The organism is Roseovarius tolerans, from assembly GCF_028885395.1.
Lineage (GTDB): Bacteria > Pseudomonadota > Alphaproteobacteria > Rhodobacterales > Rhodobacteraceae > Roseovarius > Roseovarius tolerans.
Window position 1 is genome coordinate 3,583,112 of sequence record NZ_CP118494.1, and the last position, 18,484, is coordinate 3,601,595.

At 63.5% G+C, this 18,484-nt stretch carries 17 protein-coding genes; 8 read left to right on the forward strand and 9 right to left on the reverse strand.

Annotated elements, in window-relative coordinates; all coding sequences use genetic code 11:
* Window positions 1-125 precede the first annotated feature (125 nt).
* Window positions 126-758: a uracil phosphoribosyltransferase gene (gene upp, locus PVU19_RS17810; protein WP_050661530.1), complete on the forward strand. Its 633-nt coding sequence runs from the start codon at window positions 126-128 to the stop codon at window positions 756-758.
* A 470-nt stretch (window positions 759-1,228) separates the two neighbouring features.
* Window positions 1,229-2,194, forward strand: coding sequence for an SPOR domain-containing protein (locus PVU19_RS17815; protein WP_235575668.1), 966 nt, complete (start codon window positions 1,229-1,231; stop codon window positions 2,192-2,194).
* A gap of 15 nt (window positions 2,195-2,209) precedes the next feature.
* On the opposite strand, the gene PVU19_RS17820 is transcribed toward PVU19_RS17815, so the two are convergent.
* The 4 genes from PVU19_RS17820 to PVU19_RS17835 form a co-directional block, all read right to left on the reverse strand.
* Complete coding sequence (locus PVU19_RS17820; protein WP_050661468.1) at window positions 2,210-3,208, reverse strand: type I glyceraldehyde-3-phosphate dehydrogenase; 999 nt, start codon at window positions 3,206-3,208, stop codon at window positions 2,210-2,212.
* 102 nt (window positions 3,209-3,310) lie between these two features.
* Window positions 3,311-3,973 (reverse strand): Hint domain-containing protein, encoded by a 663-nt coding sequence (locus PVU19_RS17825; RefSeq protein WP_050661469.1) that lies wholly within the window; start codon window positions 3,971-3,973, stop codon window positions 3,311-3,313.
* A gap of 198 nt (window positions 3,974-4,171) precedes the next feature.
* Window positions 4,172-4,813 carry a sulfotransferase family 2 domain-containing protein gene (locus PVU19_RS17830; RefSeq protein ID WP_050661470.1) on the reverse strand — a complete coding sequence of 214 codons (642 nt, stop codon included), beginning with the start codon at window positions 4,811-4,813 and terminating at the stop codon, window positions 4,172-4,174.
* A gap of 41 nt (window positions 4,814-4,854) precedes the next feature.
* Entirely contained in the window at window positions 4,855-6,477 is a 1,623-nt protein-coding gene (locus PVU19_RS17835; RefSeq protein ID WP_050661471.1) for a choice-of-anchor L domain-containing protein, read from the reverse strand.
* Window positions 6,478-6,568: 91 nt separating this feature from the next.
* On the opposite strand from PVU19_RS17835, the gene htpX reads away from it, so the two are divergent.
* Window positions 6,569-7,423, forward strand: a complete 855-nt coding sequence (htpX, locus tag PVU19_RS17840) for a zinc metalloprotease HtpX (RefSeq protein WP_050661472.1) — start codon at window positions 6,569-6,571, stop codon at window positions 7,421-7,423.
* A gap of 1 nt (window position 7,424) precedes the next feature.
* On the opposite strand, the gene PVU19_RS17845 is transcribed toward htpX, so the two are convergent.
* On the reverse strand, window positions 7,425-7,922 hold the full coding sequence (locus PVU19_RS17845; protein WP_050661473.1) for a YHS domain-containing (seleno)protein: 498 nt from the start codon (window positions 7,920-7,922) through the stop codon (window positions 7,425-7,427).
* Window positions 7,923-8,086: 164 nt separating this feature from the next.
* On the opposite strand from PVU19_RS17845, the gene PVU19_RS17850 reads away from it, so the two are divergent.
* Window positions 8,087-8,569 carry a thioesterase family protein gene (locus PVU19_RS17850; protein ID WP_050661474.1) on the forward strand — a complete coding sequence of 161 codons (483 nt, stop codon included), beginning with the start codon at window positions 8,087-8,089 and terminating at the stop codon, window positions 8,567-8,569.
* A gap of 6 nt (window positions 8,570-8,575) precedes the next feature.
* On the opposite strand, the gene PVU19_RS17855 is transcribed toward PVU19_RS17850, so the two are convergent.
* Window positions 8,576-9,316: a methyltransferase domain-containing protein gene (locus tag PVU19_RS17855; protein ID WP_050661475.1), complete on the reverse strand. Its 741-nt coding sequence runs from the start codon at window positions 9,314-9,316 to the stop codon at window positions 8,576-8,578.
* 62 nt (window positions 9,317-9,378) lie between these two features.
* Between PVU19_RS17855 and gloB the strand changes: the two genes are divergently transcribed.
* From gloB to PVU19_RS17870, 3 genes are all read left to right on the forward strand, one after another.
* Window positions 9,379-10,146, forward strand: coding sequence for a hydroxyacylglutathione hydrolase (gloB, locus tag PVU19_RS17860; protein WP_050661476.1), 768 nt, complete (start codon window positions 9,379-9,381; stop codon window positions 10,144-10,146).
* 155 nt (window positions 10,147-10,301) lie between these two features.
* Complete coding sequence (gene clpA / locus PVU19_RS17865; RefSeq protein ID WP_050661477.1) at window positions 10,302-12,638, forward strand: ATP-dependent Clp protease ATP-binding subunit ClpA; 2,337 nt, start codon at window positions 10,302-10,304, stop codon at window positions 12,636-12,638.
* Window positions 12,638-13,612, forward strand: a complete 975-nt coding sequence (locus tag PVU19_RS17870) for a M23 family metallopeptidase (RefSeq protein WP_050661478.1) — start codon at window positions 12,638-12,640, stop codon at window positions 13,610-13,612. The genes clpA and PVU19_RS17870 overlap by 1 nt, the downstream gene beginning before the upstream one ends.
* Window positions 13,613-13,618: 6 nt before the next feature.
* Here the strand turns inward: PVU19_RS17870 and PVU19_RS17875 are convergent, their stop codons facing one another.
* The 3 genes from PVU19_RS17875 to PVU19_RS17885 all read right to left on the reverse strand — a co-directional run bounded on the left by PVU19_RS17875 (window position 13,619) and on the right by PVU19_RS17885 (window position 17,404).
* Window positions 13,619-15,577 carry a peptidoglycan -binding protein gene (locus tag PVU19_RS17875; protein WP_050661479.1) on the reverse strand — a complete coding sequence of 653 codons (1,959 nt, stop codon included), beginning with the start codon at window positions 15,575-15,577 and terminating at the stop codon, window positions 13,619-13,621.
* A gap of 2 nt (window positions 15,578-15,579) precedes the next feature.
* Entirely contained in the window at window positions 15,580-16,812 is a 1,233-nt protein-coding gene (locus PVU19_RS17880) for a biopolymer transporter ExbB (RefSeq protein WP_050661480.1), read from the reverse strand.
* Window positions 16,813-16,879: 67 nt separating this feature from the next.
* A complete protein-coding gene (locus PVU19_RS17885) occupies window positions 16,880-17,404 on the reverse strand; it encodes a gamma-glutamylcyclotransferase (RefSeq protein WP_050661481.1) in 525 nt (174 codons plus the stop codon).
* A 73-nt stretch (window positions 17,405-17,477) separates the two neighbouring features.
* On the opposite strand from PVU19_RS17885, the gene PVU19_RS17890 reads away from it, so the two are divergent.
* A complete protein-coding gene (locus PVU19_RS17890; RefSeq protein ID WP_050661482.1) occupies window positions 17,478-18,482 on the forward strand; it encodes a DUF2125 domain-containing protein in 1,005 nt (334 codons plus the stop codon).
* Window positions 18,483-18,484: the final 2 nt, after the last annotated feature.

The following is an 18,484-nucleotide window of genomic DNA, read 5'->3' on the forward strand; positions in this document are numbered from 1 at the left end:
CACGCGGCGTCAATCATGCAAGGGCAGCTTGCACTTTGCCGCGCCTCGCCGCAATCCCGGCGTTGCCCTGCGCGTTCTTTTCTGGAACACAGAAGAGCACGCCGCCACAGACCGGAGCCCGCCGCATGGCCGATCACCTGACCATCGCCACCCACCCGCTGGTGCAGCACAAGCTGACCCTGATGCGCAAGGCAGACACGCCGACCGCGCAGTTCCGGCAGTTGCTGCGCGAGATCAGCCAGCTTCTGGCCTACGAGGTGACCCGCGACCTGGAGCTTACGACCGCGCGCATAACGACGCCGCTGGTCGAGATGGACGCCCCCGTGCTGGCCGGGCCGAAACTGGCGCTGGTGTCGATCCTGCGGGCGGGCAATGGGCTGCTCGACGGTATGCTGGATCTTATTCCATCGGCCCGTGTCGGCTTCATCGGGCTCTACCGTGACGAGGTAACGCTCAAACCGGTGGAGTATTACGCCAAACTCCCTGCCGGGCTGGAGACACGCCGGACCATCGTGGTCGATCCGATGCTGGCCACCGGCAACTCCTCTGCGGCGGCGGTGTCGATGCTCAAAGCCAAAGGCGCACGAGATATCCGTTTTCTGTGCCTGCTCGCGGCCCCCGAAGGTGTCGCGCGGATGGCCCAAGCGCATCCCGATGTGCCGATCACGACCGGGGCACTCGACGAGCGGCTGAACGACAAGGGATATATCGTGCCCGGACTAGGGGATGCGGGTGACCGGATGTTTGGTACAAAATAAGCCAATAACTGTTTACTAAGCGTCAAAAATAAGGCACGATTCAGGGAATTGAACCGGGGGGTTACATGTCTCTGAAAAAGTTTGCCCTGTTGGCCTGCGCCGTCACTGCCTTGGGGGTGGGACATGCGGGCGCGCAATCATTGCGCGACGCGCCGATACCCGCTGAATTTCCGCCCAGTTCCTATGACGGTCGGCAGTATGTCGATAGCAATGGCTGCGTTTTCGTGCGTGCGGGAGTTGCGGGCAATGTAAGCTGGGTGCCGCGCATGACCCGCGACCGGGAGCCACTCTGCGGGTTCCAACCAAGCCTGACGGCCCGCGCCGCACCAGAAGCAGCACCAAAACCGGCACCGGCCCCGCGTCAGCAGGCTGCGTCTGCCCCGCGTCAACAAGCGGCACCCGTCGCGCCCGTTCCCCGCACAACGCCTCAGGTGCAAAACCCGCGTCCGACCGCGACACCGGCTCGCACCGTGCGCCGCGCACCAGCCCCGGCTGAGACAACTGCCGCCCCGGCCCCAAGACCACAGCCGGTCGCGACCCCGGCACCCGCCGTCGCCCCGCAGGCCCGCCGTGCGCGGATCATCACGCCCCCCGATCCAAGCCGCACCGCCTGCGCCAACGCAACCGGGGTGTCCGCTGCTTACATGGTGCAGCACAACGGCTCTCCAGTGCGCTGTGGCCCGCAAAGGACGGCGCATGTGACCTATGTCACCGGCGGCAATGGGCGTTATGCGGCATCCACCGTCCCAGCCCCCGGAACCATTGCCACGCCCGACACCGTGCCGCCTCGGACCCGTGTCGCACCGCGCAAGGTTTATGAGAGCCAACAACGCAGCCTCGCCGGAGTATACGTACCGCAGGGTATGAAACCGGTCTGGGAGGATGACCGTCTTAACCCGCAGCGCGCGCATCAGACCTTTGAAGGCAAGGCCCGCATGGAGGTGATGTGGACCAACACCGTGCCGCGCCGCCTGATCGACCGGCGCACGGACGGGGACGTGATCCACAAATATCCCGGCCTGCAAACGCCGTTCACCAGCTTCGAGGATCAGCGTGCCGCAGGCGTCCGTGTCGCCACGCAGGGCCGCGTGCTGTCCGATCCGCAAACCGTGCGTCGTGGCACGACGGTGACCCGCACCGCCACAGCGCAGTCGGCCGGCAACACCACGGTATCGACCCGCTCTGCCCCCGAAGCTGTTCCATCCGCCAGCCACAGATACGCGCAGGCCGGTATCTTTGCCGATGCAGAACAGGGCAAGGCGGCGGCGCAAAAGATCGCCCGGTCAGGGCTCCCCGCACGGCGCGGGACGCTGACCCGGGATGGCCGCGAGTTAACGCTGGTTCTGGCCGGGCCGTTCCAGACGCAGACGCAGCTCGATCGCGGGGTCGCGCGGCTTCAGGGTCTCGGGTTTTCCAATGTAAAACTGCGCAAGTAACGGCGCGCGGCGGGCTCAGACCCGCCGCCCGATCCGCCGGACCATGTCGAGCATCCGGCACGAAAACCCCCATTCATTGTCATACCAGCCAAAGACCCGTAAGAGCCCACCGGTCGACACCGAAGTCTGCGGGCCGCTTACGATCACGCTCTCGGGCCGTCCGCGCAGGTCGGACGACACCAGCGGGTCGTCCGTCCATCCCAGCCAGTGATGGGTTTGCGAGGCGCCGTGCAGCATCGCGTTGACCGCCTCCACGCTTACCGGCTCAAGGGTCTGGAGCGTCAGGTCGATGCACGAGACGCTGGCTGTCGGCACGCGGATCGCCCGCGCCTCGATTCGGTCTTTCAGGCCCGGCAGGACAAGGCCGGTCTGGTGTTGCGCACTGGTGGTGGTGGGCACCATGGAGAGCGCGGCGGCGCGACTGCGCTCGGGCCGGTCGCGGGGCTTGTCCACGGTGGGCTGGCTGCCGGTATAGCAGTGCACCGTGGTCATCTGGCCACTGACGATGCCATAGGCCTCGTCCAGCAACCGCGCCAACGGAGCGAGCGCATTGGTGGTGCACGACGCGTTGGAGATGATCCGCTGATCGGTCAGATCGTCATCATTCGCCCCCATTACCAATGTCACGTCCGCCTCCGCGGACGGGCCCGACATCAGGACCGCGCGCGCGCCTGCCTCGATCCCGCGCTCGGCCATGGCGCGTTTGCCGCCCATGCCGGTGCATTCCAGCACCAGATCGACGCCCGACAGATCCAGCGCCCGCAGATCGCGTTCGGCGTGAAAGGGGATCTCCCGGCCATCCACGATCAGGACACCGTCGCGGGTGCCTACCTGCCCCGGCCAGGGCCCGAAAACACTGTCGTATTGGAACAGGTAGGCGCAGGTGGCGAGGGGCTCGATGTCGTTGATGCAGACGAGTTCAAACTCGCTGCGCGCCTGCATGAGAATGCGCAGCAGTGTCCGGCCGATCCGGCCAAACCCGTTTATGGCAATGCGAATAGGACGGTTCGGCATGGGTCCTCCGGCATGACAGGTCAACGAGGCTGACATTGATGCGCGGCCACCGGATTGACCAGAGGCGAAACAATATTTGATCAAATAACGGCTGACAGCGGATCAGGCCCCACCGGGACACTCCGCAGACGACATCATGGCTCCGCTCCGATCAATCGCGGCAATCAGGCGCTGCGCCTCAAGCGGGGGCAGGATGTCGTATATATCGGCGGGTGCCGCGCCAAGCGCATAGTCCAGCAGGTTCCGTGTCGCCGGGCACAGAAACATCATGCCGTGATCGGTAAAAACCACCTGCGGCTCTTCGAAATGCAGCAAAACCACTTCGGCCCCGTCCGGCGGCGGGCTGCGGTCCACACCTGTCATCTGCGTGAGCGCAAGCGCCGGCAAGAGCGCGAAGGGATCGCCATACATGGTTTCGGCCATGTCGCTTTCGATCATGACAGCCTGCCCCGGCATGATCCGAAACGGCCCACGATTGCCCAAAACGCCCCGCTCGATCTCCAATGGCCAAAAGCGTTGCGGAGGGGCGGAGGTTCCGGTCCAGACCAAGCGCCGGGTCACGTCCGCGAGCGGTTGCAGGCCGTGGTCGAACGTCAGCACGCGATCCCCGGCCGCAAGCGCCTGAACCGGACGCCAGCCAAACGCCGTTGCGACCCGCGTCCCGGACAACAGCCCGCTCTGCGCGGCATGCGGTACGCCGCTCACGTCGGTGGCGTCCGTTTTCCCCGCCTCGCGGTTCGCTCCAAGATCACTCCAACCCAGCATTCACTTGTCCACTCATTGGCCAAACGCGCCCGCTTGACGGATGCCCCCACACCTCGAACACAACCTTTAAGAATGGTTAACGTGTTCGGTTCTTGCTTGCTTTGTGGCGAGAATCGGGCAGCGTTTTCCACATGTGAACAGCCGGTTACAACGCCCCGCATTGGGCCGGATGGCGGATGCAATCACACACAGACGTGATCAAAACCGATAGCCGAATCGCGTGATATCTTCGGCTGCGATTCGCGCGACGATGGCGGCCTGATCATCAGAGTAATAGCTGCGATACGCGCCCCGCGCCGACATGTTCACACGCGGCAGATCAAGTCGAAAACCCAGATGTGACCACAGTGGCCCGGCGTCCTCGGCAACATGCTCCAGCCGTAGATAGAGCGTGCAGCGCTCCACCCCGTCCGCCGTGGTCATGTAGTGCCTGGCGGGTTGCGCGGCCCAGACGATCTGCGTCTCGGGGGCCTCAAGAAACCCGCCGAAATCACATGAAGCGGCAAGTCGCACCGCCGGGTGATCAAAGCTTTGCTCGCGCAGCCAATGGTAATAGCTGACCATGCGATCCCACGGGTTGCGTACCAGCGTGAAGGTAAACGCATCGGCAATTTCAGCGGGCGAGAGAAGCCCGTCGATATCGCTGAGCGTTGCATGTTTCCAAAGGCGCCCCTGCGCGACAAGCCCGTCGAGCCGTGATCGCCTGCGCCGTGCCTTGGGCGTGTCGCCGATCAGGATATCATCCGCCATGGCACGGCCTTCCAGCGCCTGCGCCATGGATGTGCCGCCGGTCTTGGGGATGTGGACAAATATGTAGTTTCGGCCACGCGAGATGATCATGCGGTCACTTTACCCGGTCGCGCACCGGCGCACAGCCCCTTTCACGGATGCGCGGCGATGCTCTCGAAAGGGGATGCCCCCAGCAATGCCCGCGCCTCAAAACTGCGCAAGGTGTAGCGCGCGGTCTGGCCATAGGCCCCTGGGCCGGTCTCGAACAACTCCGGAAACAGGCGCTGCAACTCGGCCTCCGTCTCGGCGTCAAAGCTGCGAAGGGTCTGCTCACCGGGGTGATAGCTCTCGCTTGGCAAGCCGTTGCCATGAATGATCTCATGCCGGTCAAACAGTAGGTGAACGTAGTGCACCGGCGCTCCGTCGCTCCGCCGCCGAATGGTGCGCCCATTGACCAGATCCTTGGCTTTGACCAGAACCTGATGGCTAGCGAAATATAACTCTGCCAGCGGGGACGACACCAGCACACGGTGATTTGGCGACAACTCCAGCGCGTCATGCCTGCCACAGGCATTTCGGTCAAAGACGACCGGCGCGTCGTCGCCCACCGCGCGGCGTTCCGTCTGCCCGATCCAGCGCACGCGCTGCGCGCCGTTGTCACAGGTCAGGACTTCGTCACCGGGCTTCAAGGCTTCAATCGCCACTTTCCCGTTAGGCGTGTCGATCAACGTCCCGGCGGTAAAACAGGGGGCAGTCGTGATCAGCGTGACAAAGGCAACGTCCGTATTTCCCGCCGCGTCCTGCACCGTGTAGGACAAACTGTTGCTGCCGACGCTCTGTGTCGCGGTGGCCAAAATCATGCCCGTGTCGGTCAGAAGGATGCTCTCGCCCGTCGAAAGGTCGACAGTGTCACCGATTCCGACAGGTTGACCGTTGACCTCGACGATGGTGAGCGTGCCTCCGGCGCTGCTGAAATCGTTGGCCAGAAGATCGGCGTTGATGGTGTCGCCCGCCACAGCCTCGACGGTGTCATCTCCTGCCACAAGGGCCGTCTGCACCGAATTGCCCGCGATCAGCAGATTGCTATCGAGCTTACCGTCACCGGCATCCGCGATCGCGATCTTTATGGTGTTGGTCTGGTCGGGAATGACCGGTGCCTTTAGCGTCAGCGTGACGGTAAAGCCGTCCATCTCGGTATTATAGTCATTGGAGCCAACCGGGTTATCGATATAGAGGTTCTCGTTGACTGTGGTGTTGATGTTGTTGACCGTAATATCGCCGGTTCCGACCGTAAGTTCAGCCTGCACCCCGTTGACCCAGACGCCGACCGCATCGTTGAACCCGGCGCCGACATAGTCGAGATATTCCTCGGACGAGAACACGACCTGCATGGTCAGAACGCTGCCTTCTGGCACGAACTCCGCCTCGAGTACGGCAGCATCGAAAGTGGTCTGCCCCGAAATCGCGTTAAGGTCTGCATCCCCCGCGCGATAGAAATTCGTCGATGTCTCGTGCGAGACGTTGGTCAGGCCCAAAAGATTGTCGAGACCGAAATCACTGGTCACGCTCGTGGCTCTGCCGGTGGACAGGATCACACCGCTATCAGAGGGCGTGAGCGTCGGCGCGATGCTGTCCCCGTTGCTAAAGACACCTGACGCGCTGTTCGCCCCAGTGTAGCTGGCACCGAGCACCGTGATCCCATTTCCGAACATCGCCTGCGCCATGTCCAGCGCTGTGGCGGATGTATTGATCGTCAATTCCGAAGCCGCGACCATGACCCGTTTCCTCTCGCTTGTGCCTAGGGCCGATCTCTTGCAAGGGGCGTGCCAAGTGCCATATTTGACGGACCGAAGAAGAGGGTGAGACATGGGATATCTGCGGACCGCCATACTGATGGCCGCTATGACCGCGCTGTTTCTGGGGATCGGCGCACTGTTGGGTGGCATGGGCGGCGCCCTGATCGCGCTCGTCATCGCCGTGGCGATGAACGCCTATACCTGGTGGAATTCCGACAGGATGGTCTTGAAAATGCACGGCGCGCACCTCGCCTCAGGGCAGGCAGGCAGCGCGCTGGAGCAGATGGTGCATGACATGGCGGATCGCGCCGGGATGCCGCGCCCCGCTGTCTACATCATCGAGAACGCACAGCCCAATGCCTTCGCCACCGGGCGCAACCCCGAAAATGCTGCCGTCGCCGCCACCACCGGACTGTTGCAGAACCTCAGCCGCGAAGAAATCGCCGCCGTGATGGCGCATGAGTTGGCGCATATCCGCAATCACGACACCACGATCATGACCATCACCGCAACCTTTGCCGGCGCGATCTCCATGCTGGCGAATTTTGCGCTGTTCTTCGGCGGCAACCGCAACAACCCGCTCGGGCTCATTGGCACGCTGGCACTGATGATCCTGGCCCCGCTCGGCGCGGCGCTGGTGCAGATGGCGATCAGCCGGGGCCGCGAATACGAGGCCGATCGTGTGGGGGCCGATATTTGCGGCAACCCGCTCTGGCTCGCCTCGGCGCTGGAAAAGATTTCCGGCCTCGCGTTACGCATCTACAATGAAAGCGCCGAGCGCAACCCGGCCACGGCGCATATGTTCATCATAAACCCGCTGCACGCCCATGCGCGGGACAAGCTCTTTTCGACCCATCCCGCCGCTGAAAACCGCATCCGCGCCCTGCGCGAGATGGCGGGCGCGGGCAACGGGCCCTGGGGTTAGGTCACACGCCGTCCTGTAGAATCTTGGGCCAGCGTTCGTCACCCTGCGCGATAAAGCCGGGAATGTCGTCTTGCCAGCGGGCCTGAATGTCGTCGTTGTAGTTCAGGTAGAGCTTGCCATCGACGATCTTCCAGTTGTCGGGCTGGGTGGAATAGAGTTCACCCTTTTCCGCCACGGCCCAGGCACAAAAGCCGCCATATTGCGGCGCGTAGCGCACGGGCTCCGCTGCAAAAGTATCTCGATTGTCGGCATTGGCGAAATGCCATGTCGCGCCATTCCAATCGAGGCTATGCGCCTGCGTGCCCGGCACGGCGCGGCCTTCGGTGAAATAGGCAACCGGATCAGTGCCCCGGATTGCCACACCCTTCGGCGCATAGACCGGTGCCGCGGCCAGTTCCTCGAAACCGCCAAGAAACCGCTGAGACGCAAAGGCGGCAATCGCCACTATGCCCACGGCCCCCGCTGCGATGAAAAGGCCCCGTCGTGTCACGTTTGGCATGATATCCTCCTGAGATGCGCCTCGCCTTGATTTAGGCACGCAACCCGCAAGTCCAAATCACGAAAACGCGGGGTGCATGTCATCCTTGCCACGCAACCATTGCCATCATGCCATGAAACCTCCTAAAACGCCCGCGATATTCCGGTCTTGAAAAGGTCTTTCCAATGTCCGACGCCGCGCCATTTCTCTCCAGCTACCACGCGGTCGAAGAGGGATGGATCGATTTCAACGGGCATATGAACATGGGCTATTACACCGTGCTCTTTGACCGCTGCGCCGATGAGGCCTTTGCCGAGATGGGGTTCGGCCCCGATTACGTCGCAACGCGCAACCTTACCACCTTCAGCGCCGAGTTTCACATCCGCTACCTGCGCGAGGTCAAGCTGGGCGACCGGGTGCGCAGCACGTTCTACCTTCTGGATCACGACGAGAAACGATTTCATTCGTTTCAGGAACTCTACCACGAGGATGGATGGCTGGCCGCCACCGGCGAAGGGCTGACATTGCACGTCGATCTCGGCGGCCCGCGCGTGACGCCCATGCCCGAGGATGTCCGCAACCGGGTCGAGGCGATGGCACAGGCCCATGCGGCGCTTCCCCGTCCCGACGGGGTAGGACGCAAGATCGGTATTCGGCGCAAGGGCTGAGCGGCGTCAGACCGGCTTGGCCTCGGGCTGCGGGGTCAACACACCAAGCGGTTTGCGTACCTTGTCGCGCAATCCCGGCCCGCTCGGAGCCTGGACGCGCTTGGTCGCCTCGACCATCAGAACGCCGCCCGCCGCGACCATCGACAGCCGTATCCCCATCTTCTCCCACATCCCCGCAGTCTTGCGCCAGAAGGGCTTGTCCGAAGGTGGTTGATAGAGGGCAGTGGCATGCCGCTCGGGCAGGAAGTTGTGCAGCTTCAACTGGTTTTCCAGCTGTGTCTGGCTGTAGGGCCGCCCGAAGCCGAATGGCGTGCGGTCTGATCGCGACCACAGCCCAGCCCGGTTAGGCACCACGAAAAGCGCTGATCCTCCCGGCCCCAGCACGCGCCAGCATTCCTCCAGCAATGCGCCGGGCTGTTCGGAGGTCTCCAATCCATGCACGACCAGCAATTTGTCGACATGGCCGGTTTCCAGCGGCCAAAGGGTCTCTTCGCACAGGACCGAGATATTGGGCATGCCCTGCGGCCAGCCGATCACCCCCTGCGGGCCGGGCATCAGGCCCACCACCCGCCGCGCATCGGCCAGATAAGGGCGAAGGAACGGGACCGCAAATCCGAACCCCGCGACTGTCTGGCCCTGCGCCTCGGGCCAGAATGAGGAAAGCTGCGCGCGCAACGTCTTCTGCACCGCGCGGCCCAAGGGGCTGCGGTAGTAGAAATTTCGCAAGTCCTGCACGTCCAGATGCATTGCAGAGCATCCCGTTATCGGTCACTCTGACCGTATCACCAACTGGCGACCGGGAAAATACCATGACTTTGCAAATCGTTACCATTCCCTGCCTGTCGGACAATTATGCCTATCTCGCTCATGACCCAGAAACAGGGGCGACGGCGGCGGTGGATGTACCCGAGGCGGCCCCCATTATCGCCGAGTTGAAGACACAGGGCTGGACGCTCTCTGACGTTCTGTTGACACACCACCATTCGGATCACGTGCAGGGTCTGCCCGATCTTCTCGCGTTCGCACCCGCCCGCGTCGTCGGGGCTGCGGCAGACGCGCATCGCCTGCCACCGCTCGACATCGCGATAGCCGAAGGCGACACCGTGCGTGTCGGTCAGGAAGACGGTCGCGCAATCGACGTCTCGGGGCATACTGTCGGCCATGTCGCGTTTCACTTTCCACAGAGCGACGCGGTGTTTACAGCGGACAGCCTGATGGCCCTCGGCTGCGGCCGGGTGTTCGAGGGAACCATGCCGCAAATGCACGAGAGCCTTGCAAAACTTGCCACACTACCGCCCGAAACTGTGGTATATTCCGGCCATGAATACACACTAAACAATGCAAAATTCGCCCTGACCGTTGATCCCGACAATCCAAGGCTTAAATCAAGGATCAAAGAGATCGATGCAAAGCGTGCAACCGGCAAACCCACCGTTCCCTCCACCCTCGCGGAGGAACTTGCCACCAACCCGTTCCTGCGTGCCTCTGATCCGGATATTCAGAGCCACCTCGGCATGACCGGCGCCGCGCCGGAGATGGTCTTTGCGGAAATCCGTGCAAGAAAGGATCGGTTCTGAGGCGGATGTGATCGAAATCGCGACCCGTATCACGAAAAGTGACCCGGTTTTACGAAAAAATCCTTGAAGCATGGCCGGTATCGACCAAACTTTAAGACTATGAGGCCAAGGTTCGTGGGCGTCCCGCCCCGGCCAAGATCAGAAGGAGCACGACCGTGCCTTCATTCTCGAACACACTCGAACAGGCAATCCACGCGGCGTTGGCTCTGGCCAATGCACGCAGGCACGAATTCGCGACACTGGAACATCTTCTGCTCGCCCTCGTGGACGAGCCTGACGCCGCCCGCGTGATGAAGGCGTGCAGCGTCGACACCGAGGAACTGCGCACCACGCTGGTGGAATATATCGACGATGATCTTGCCAACCTCGTGACCGATATCGACGGCTCCGAGGCGGTGCCGACCGCCGCGTTCCAGCGCGTGATCCAGCGTGCGGCGATCCATGTGCAATCTTCGGGCCGGACCGAGGTGACGGGGGCCAACGTGCTTGTTGCGATCTTTGCAGAGCGCGAATCGAACGCCGCCTATTTCCTGCAAGAACAGGACATGACCCGTTATGACGCGGTGAATTTCATCGCCCATGGCGTGGCCAAGGATCCTGCCTACGGCGAATCCCGCCCGGTGTCCGGCGCGACCGACCTCGATGACGACGGCACCACGAAACAGGCCGAAAGCGACGCTGTCGAAGCCGGCGATTCGGCACTCGCGAAATACTGCGTCGATCTCAACGAAAAGGCGCGCACCGGCGATGTCGATCCGCTGATCGGCCGCGATTCGGAAGTGGAGCGTTGCATTCAGGTGCTGTGCCGTCGGCGCAAGAACAACCCGATCCTCGTGGGCGATCCCGGCGTCGGCAAAACCGCCATCGCCGAGGGTCTCGCACACAAGATCGTCATCGGCTCGACGCCCAAGGTCCTGTCGGGCACGACCATCTATTCGCTCGACATGGGCGCGCTGCTCGCGGGCACCCGCTATCGTGGTGATTTCGAGGAGCGGCTCAAGGCTGTGGTCACAGAACTTGAAAAGCATCCCGACGCGGTGCTCTTCATCGACGAGATTCACACGGTGATCGGTGCAGGAGCCACCTCGGGCGGGGCGATGGACGCCTCAAACCTGCTCAAACCCGCGCTGCAGGGCGGCAAGCTGCGCTGCATGGGATCGACCACCTACAAGGAATACCGCCAGCACTTCGAGAAGGACCGCGCGCTGTCGCGGCGGTTCCAGAAAATCGACGTGGCGGAGCCGACGGTCGAGGATGCGGTCAAGATCCTCAAGGGCCTCAAGCCCTATTTCGAAGATCACCACAGCGTCAAATACACAAACGACGCAATCCGCACCGCGGTCGATCTCTCGGCGCGCTACATCAACGACCGCAAGCTGCCCGACAAGGCCATCGACGTGATCGACGAGGCCGGTGCCGCGCAACATCTCGTGGCCGCCTCCAAGCGGCGCAAGTCGATCGGGGTCAAGGAGATCGAGGATGTCGTGGCCAAGATCGCCCGCATCCCGCCCAAGAACGTGTCCAAGAACGACGCCGAGGTGCTCAAGGACCTCGAAGGCGCACTCAAACGGACCGTGTTCGGTCAGGACGACGCCATCGTTGCACTCAGTTCCGCGATCAAGCTGGCGCGTGCTGGTCTGCGCGAGCCGGAAAAGCCGATCGGCAACTATCTTTTTGCCGGTCCGACCGGTGTCGGCAAGACCGAGGTCGCCAAGCAATTGGCGGATTCCCTCGGCGTGGAACTTTTGCGGTTCGATATGTCGGAATACATGGAGAAACACGCGGTCTCGCGCCTGATCGGCGCGCCTCCGGGCTATGTCGGGTTCGATCAGGGCGGGCTTCTGACCGATGGGGTCGATCAGCACCCGCATTGCGTGCTTCTGCTCGACGAGATCGAAAAGGCGCATCCGGACGTGTTCAACATCCTCTTGCAGGTGATGGATCACGGCACGCTCACCGACCATAACGGGCGCAGCGTGGATTTCCGCAACGTGGTGCTGATCATGACCTCGAACGCCGGTGCAACCGAACTGGCGAAATCCGCCATCGGCTTTGGCCGCGACCGGCGCGAGGGCGAGGACACGGCGGCGATCGAGCGGACCTTCACACCGGAGTTCCGCAACCGTCTGGATGCCGTTATCTCCTTCGGCCCGCTGCCGAAATCGGTGATCCTCAAGGTGGTCGAAAAGTTCGTGCTGCAGCTTGAGGCGCAGCTGATGGATCGCGACGTAACCATCGAGCTGACCGAACCGGCCGCCGAATGGCTCGCCGACAAGGGCTACGACGACAAGATGGGCGCGCGCCCCTTGGGTCGCGTCATTCAGGAGCACATTAAGAAGCCGCTAGCCGAAGAGCTGCTCTTCGGGCGCCTGTCGAAGGGTGGCGTCGTCAAGGTCAGCGTCAAGGATGGCAAGATCGATCTGGAGATCGAAGGCCCTGCCGCACGCCGTCTGACCGGCAAGAAGAAGCCGCCGTTACTCACGGCGGAATAATGCGGCGGGCTTATGCCCTCGCTACGATACTGACACTGGCGGCGGCCCAAACGGCCGCCGCCGACGCATTTCGTCTCGCCCTGCCGCTCGACTGCACCCTTGGCCAGACCTGCTATATCGAGGATTACGTCGATACCGATCCCGGCCCCGGTCAACGTGATTACATGTGTGGCCTCAAGAGCCGTGACGACCATCGCGGCACCGATTTCATGCTCCCGTCTTTCGAGGCAATGCAGACCGGCGTCGATGTTCTGGCCGCCGCCCCCGGCACCGTCGCTGCCACCCGCGACGGCATGGCAGATACCCCCGTCACCACCACGACACGTGCGGCGATACGAGGCCGCGAATGCGGCAATGCAGTGCGCGTCGATCACGGCGACGGCTGGCAAACGCTCTATTGCCATCTCAAACTCGGGTCGATCCAAGTCCGCAAAGGCGAAGAGGTGGTGACCGGCGATGTCTTGGGCGAGGTCGGGTTGAGCGGACTGACCAACGCGCCGCATGTGCATCTCGGCGTGCTCAAGGATGGTGAGATCGTCGATCCCTTCCATCCCGACAACATCACGCAATGCGGCGAAGCAACAGATGGCGGCTTGTGGCAAACACCACTCGCGTACACCCGCGCGGGCCTATTCACCGCCGGGTTCTCCACCGCTGTACCCGCCTTTGACGCGGTGCAATCCGGCGCGGCGCGCGTGCGCGAGACGACGTCCGGTCAGCCGCTGGTGCTCTATGGCCACGTCTTTTTCGCCCAGCCCGGGGATCGCCTAACCCTGACGGCCCACGGCCCCGAGGGCGAGATTTTCCGCCACGAGATCACGCTCGACGCCCCCAAGGTGCAGCTTTTCCGCGCCTTCGGGCGCAAGGCCCCGGCTGCGGGCTGGCCCACCGGGGCCTATCGCGGCTATGTGCGCCTCATGCGCGGCGATACGCTGATTGCCGCGCGTCACGCTGATATCAATGTGTTGCCCTGACGCGCGCTACCGCGTGGTCAGCTTCAACTCGATGCGCCGGTTCTGGGCCCGCGCTTCAGGCGTATCGGCGGGGTTGACCGGCTGATACTCACCATACCCGTTGGCCGAAAGGCGCTCTGGCGGAAAGCCGAGGAAATTCGTGAGGTAGCGCACCACCGAGAGGGCCCGCGCCTGGCTCAGCGCCCAGTTGTCGGCAAAGCGCGCACCCTCGATGACCGGCACGTCGTCAGTGTGACCATCCACCTGCAACACCCATTCGATGCCCTCGGGTATCTCGTTAATCACGCTGCGCAGGATGTTCGAAACCTTGGCAATCTCCAATTGCCCGGCGCGTGAAAGATCGGCTGCACCCGGAGCAAACAGGACTTCTGAGGAAAAGACGAACCGATCCCCCACGATCTGCACGCCCTCCTGATTGCCCAGCACGTCGCGCAGGCGGCCAAAGAATTCAGAGCGGTATTTCTCCAAGTCCTCTTTCTCGGCCTCCAACCGCTCGCGTTCTGCCTCCAGCAGGCGCGCGCGTTCTTCTTCCGCCTGTCGACGGCGGCGTTCCTCGGCGGCCACCCGGGCCAGCGCGGTATTGAGCTCATTGCCAAGCGACTGCAACTGCACCTCGGCTTCGGCCTCGCTTTCGCGGGCCTCATCCAGCAACCCCTGCAACTGCGATAACTGATCGCGCAGGGCCGCGACCTGCTGATTGAGCAGCGCCTGCTGCCGTTGCGCGGCGCTTGCTGCTTGCTGCTCCTCGGCCAGCTGCTCGCGGGCCTGCGATAGCAACGCCGCGCGCTCCTCCGCGGCGCTCATCTGCTCTTGCGTCTGCGCCTCGGCAGCGCGCTGTGCCGCGAGTGCCTGCACCAACTGCGCCCGCACCTCTTCGGCATCTAGCGCCTCACCTTCCACGGCCTCTTTCTCGGCCAAGGCCTGCGCCAGTTGTTCCTCCAGCCTGCGCGCCCGCGCCTGTGCCTCGGTAAGCGCCACACGGGTGTCCTCCAGCGTGCCGGTGGCCGTGGCCTCGCCACTCTGCGCGGCGTCGAGTGCGACCTCCAAACGCGCAATCTCGGCCTCGCGGGCCTCGGCCCCTTGCTCGGCCTGCAAGAGCGCCTGCGCCAATTGGCTATTCAGGTCCTCGCGCGCGGTCTCGGCGGCGGCCAGCAGGGTCAGCGTTTCCTCGGCCTGCTGGCGCTGTTCCTCCAATGCGAGCGTCATCGAGGTCAATTCTGCCTGCGATGCTTCCAGGCGCTTTCGCAGGGCCTCGGCGGCGGCGGCCTCGGCGAGGCGCGTCTGTTCTTCCTCGCTCAACTGCGCTTGCAGATCGTCAACCTCGGCGCTCAGGGCCGCCTGCGCCTCTCCGGCCTCGGCATTGCGCGCGCGCAAATCCGCGACCAGCGCATCGAGCGCCTCGCGCCGGGCGGCGGCAAGCCGGGCAGCCTCGGCCTGGGCGTCCACCTCATCGCGCAGGCTGGCAAGGGCAAGGTTCAGTTGCTCGGCCTCACTCAGCAATGCGTCGCGACGGTCTTCCAGATCGGCAATGCGCGTCTGCGCCGTTTCCCGATCCGACAACAGGCCCGCCACCTGTTCCTCGAAACTGGCAATGCGGCCCTGCGCGGTCTGCAAGGCCTGCGCCTGCTCGGCACTCTGCGCGCGCAGGCTCTCGATCAGGGCGGCCTGCTGTTCCTGCCGCTCGCGCGCATCGCCCAAGGTCGTGGTGAGCGCGCCAACGCGCTCTTGCAGCGTGGCGTTGCGGTCCTGCTCCAGCCCGAGTGCAAGGGACAGGGCCGACACTTCGGCCGACAGCGCGTCAAGCTGCGTTTCCTGCCCGCTGATTTCCTCGCGCAGCACGAATTGCACCATCATGAAGATCGTCAGAACAAACATCAGGACCAGCAACAGCCCGGTCATCGCATCCACGAAACCCGGCCAGATCGCGCCTTGAAACCGGCTTCCTGTGCGCCGCGAGAGCGCCATGCTCAGCCCTCCCCGCCGCGATCCGTTTCAGGGCGAGGCGACGCGGCGCGCACGCGGCGTGGGGCAGAGTCGCGCGCCTGTCCGAGCAACCGTGTCAGCGCCGCCAGATCGGAGCGCAACTCGGTCATGGTCTCCTGCCGTCCGGCACTGATTTCCTCGAGGATCCGCAGCATCTGAACGTCGATCGAGCGCAGGCGCATGCGGCTCTCGGCATCGAGTCCCTCATTCGGGGCCACTTCGCGGTTCTCCAGCGTCTCGATCAGCCGTTCCTGCCCCTCGGCCATCCGCATCAGCGCCACCTGCACCGGATTCTGATCGCTCATCCGGTGGGTCAGGCGCTCGATGGAATCCGCCAGTACGCCCAGTTTCTGATCGACCATGGCACGGCTCATGTCCGATTGGCTGAGCATGTTCTGCAGCGCGTCCATCTGCTCGGACATGTGGTCGAGCACATGCGCCACAGCGTCCTGTTCACCGCCGCCGTCGCCATCACTATCACCGCTGGCAAAGCCGACCCGGGTGATGGTCGACATCCACTCTTCAAGCTCGCGGTAAAACCGGTTCTGCCCGTGACTGGCAAAAAGCTCCAGCAGGCCCACCACCAGCGATCCGGCCAGACCCAGAAGCGACGAGGCAAAGGCCACGCCCATGCCGCCCAGTTGCGCCTCGAGCCCGGTCATCAGGCGGTTGAAGACGTCGACCCCTTCTTCGCCCGCCTGCGGGGCGAGGCTTCGGATCGTGTCGACCACCGCCGGCACGGTCGTGGCGAGACCGTAAAATGTACCCAGAAGGCCGAGGAAAATCAGCAGGCTGACGATATAGCGTGTGATCTCGCGCGCCTCGTCGATGCGCTGCGCAACCGAGTCGAGAATCGAGCGCGCCGAGGTCGAGGCGATCTGCATCCGCTTGCCGCGCGAGCGCAGCATCGTCGCAAGCGGCGCCAGCATCGAGGGCGCGCGCGTCATTTCGTGGCCCGGCACCTGCGCGGCGAAGCCTTCGATCCAGCGGGCCGAGCCAATCAGTTGAAACACCTGCCAGAAGGTCGCGATCACCCCGATGACGAAGACGAGGAAGATAAAACCGTTCAGCCAGGGATTGGCCTCGAACACCGGCAGCACGCGCGGCAGGGCCACGAAGGAGCCGAGCCCGGTCAGCACCAGAACGATCACCATCAGCACGATCTGGCGATAGGGGTATGAGAATTGCGGCTCGACCTCGCGGTCCGGCTGGTCCATCTGGACGCTCCCGACACGTTGATTTATGCGCCCAACCCTACGCGTCTTGGCCCGTCAAGCCAAGGACTTATCCACACAGATGCCGGACCCGGCGCACCAGCCAATCCAGTTCCTTGTCATGGATACCAAGCTGTTTGAGATGTGCGGTAGTGTTGAAGAGGTACTCGGTATTCGGCCCCCGCCCGCCGACCGCGCGTGCGATGATCTGCGCCTGCTCTTCAAGGTCGAGCCCGCCACAATATTGCACATGTTCGGCGTCGACCACATAGGTCAGCGCCTCGACATGCCGACCATCGTCAAGCGCAATCTCCAGACGCTTTTCCAGATAGGCGGAAGACACCAATTCCCGCTCGCGCAAGTAGGCGAGCACGCCCTCGGCCTCCTCCGGCTTGGCCCGCAATGCGACCCCATGGCACAGAGCGCCGGGGGCGGCATCAAGCGCCAGAACGAGGCCGGGATTGTCATCCGTTCCACGGTGATGGACAGAGCGCATGCAAAAGCTGCGGTGAAATTCGGGCAGCCGCGCAATCACGCGTTCCGTGACATCAAAGCCCGGGTTCCAAACCAGCGATCCATAGCCGAAGACCCACATATTGATTATCCCTGTTCCTCGCGTACTGGCCCCTATAAACACGTTTCCGAACAGGCATGAAAGGGGCGTGCGCATGCGATTTCTGCTGGCTGTCATCTTGATCGCGGCACTTGGCTGGTCGAGCTACTGGTACATTGGACAGCGCGGGCTGCAGACCGCGTTCTCCAGCTGGTTCGAGGCCCGCCGGTCCGAAGGCTGGGTCGCCGAAACCTCGGACCTGAGCGTGCAGGGCTTTCCCAACCGCTTCGACACCGGATTTGCCGACCTGATCCTCGCGGACCCGGCCACCGGCCTCGCTTGGGAGGCCCCGTATTTCCAACTGAGCGCGCTCAGCTATCAGCCCAATCACGTGATCGCGGTCTGGCCCGAGACGCAGCTCATCGCCACCCCGCAAGAGAAATTCCGCGTGGAGGCACGCGACATGCGGGCCAGCCTGCGCATCGCCCCCGACACGCGGCTCGCCCCGCGCAACGTCACCCTCACCGCCGAGTTCCTGCAGATCACACCCGAGGATCGGCCCGAGGAAATAAGCACACTGACCTCTCTGACTCTGGCCGCCGAACAGCAGGAAACCGACCGCGACTACCGCCTCGGTCTGGCCGCCGAAGGGTTGACGCTCGCTCCGCCCTGGCGCGACCTGCTTGACCCGGATGGCAGCCTGCCCGCGCAGATCTCGAACCTCACCGCCGATCTGACGGTCACGTTCGACAAGGTCTGGGACCGGACCGCGATCGAGGTCGCGCGCCCGCAGCCCACCCGTATCAAGGTTGCGCTGGTCGATGGAAAATGGGGACAGTTGCACCTGCAGGCGGCGGGCGAGGTGGACGTGACACCGGACGGGATGCCCGAAGGCGAGATCACCCTCAAGGCGCGGAACTGGCGCGACATGATTGCGCTCGCGCAGGCCTCGGGCGCATTGCGCGAAGGGATGGCGCAGACGGTTGAGAATGGTCTGGACCTTCTGGCCCGGATGAATGGCAATCGCGAGACGCTGGATATCCCGCTGACATTCAGGGGTGGCCGCATCCTGCTCGGCCCGATCCCGATTGGCCCGGCCCCGGTGCTGCGGCTGCGCTGAGA

Excerpts from the sequence above, each read along its gene's own strand:
- upp (WP_050661530.1), top strand. The coding sequence starts at position 126 with ATGGCCGATCACCTGACCATCGCCACCCACCCGCTGGTGCAGCACAAG.
- PVU19_RS17820 (WP_050661468.1), bottom strand. The coding sequence starts at position 3,208 with ATGCCGAACCGTCCTATTCGCATTGCCATAAACGGGTTTGGCCGGATC.
- PVU19_RS17825 (WP_050661469.1), bottom strand. The coding sequence starts at position 3,973 with ATGCTGGGTTGGAGTGATCTTGGAGCGAACCGCGAGGCGGGGAAAACG.
- PVU19_RS17830 (WP_050661470.1), bottom strand. The coding sequence starts at position 4,813 with ATGATCATCTCGCGTGGCCGAAACTACATATTTGTCCACATCCCCAAG.
- PVU19_RS17835 (WP_050661471.1), bottom strand. The coding sequence starts at position 6,477 with ATGGTCGCGGCTTCGGAATTGACGATCAATACATCCGCCACAGCGCTG.
- htpX (WP_050661472.1), top strand. The coding sequence starts at position 6,569 with ATGGGATATCTGCGGACCGCCATACTGATGGCCGCTATGACCGCGCTG.
- PVU19_RS17845 (WP_050661473.1), bottom strand. The coding sequence starts at position 7,922 with ATGCCAAACGTGACACGACGGGGCCTTTTCATCGCAGCGGGGGCCGTG.
- PVU19_RS17850 (WP_050661474.1), top strand. The coding sequence starts at position 8,087 with ATGTCCGACGCCGCGCCATTTCTCTCCAGCTACCACGCGGTCGAAGAG.
- PVU19_RS17855 (WP_050661475.1), bottom strand. The coding sequence starts at position 9,316 with ATGCATCTGGACGTGCAGGACTTGCGAAATTTCTACTACCGCAGCCCC.
- gloB (WP_050661476.1), top strand. The coding sequence starts at position 9,379 with ATGACTTTGCAAATCGTTACCATTCCCTGCCTGTCGGACAATTATGCC.
- PVU19_RS17870 (WP_050661478.1), top strand. The coding sequence starts at position 12,638 with ATGCGGCGGGCTTATGCCCTCGCTACGATACTGACACTGGCGGCGGCC.
- PVU19_RS17875 (WP_050661479.1), bottom strand. The coding sequence starts at position 15,577 with ATGGCGCTCTCGCGGCGCACAGGAAGCCGGTTTCAAGGCGCGATCTGG.
- PVU19_RS17880 (WP_050661480.1), bottom strand. The coding sequence starts at position 16,812 with ATGGACCAGCCGGACCGCGAGGTCGAGCCGCAATTCTCATACCCCTAT.
- PVU19_RS17885 (WP_050661481.1), bottom strand. The coding sequence starts at position 17,404 with ATGTGGGTCTTCGGCTATGGATCGCTGGTTTGGAACCCGGGCTTTGAT.
- PVU19_RS17890 (WP_050661482.1), top strand. The coding sequence starts at position 17,478 with ATGCGATTTCTGCTGGCTGTCATCTTGATCGCGGCACTTGGCTGGTCG.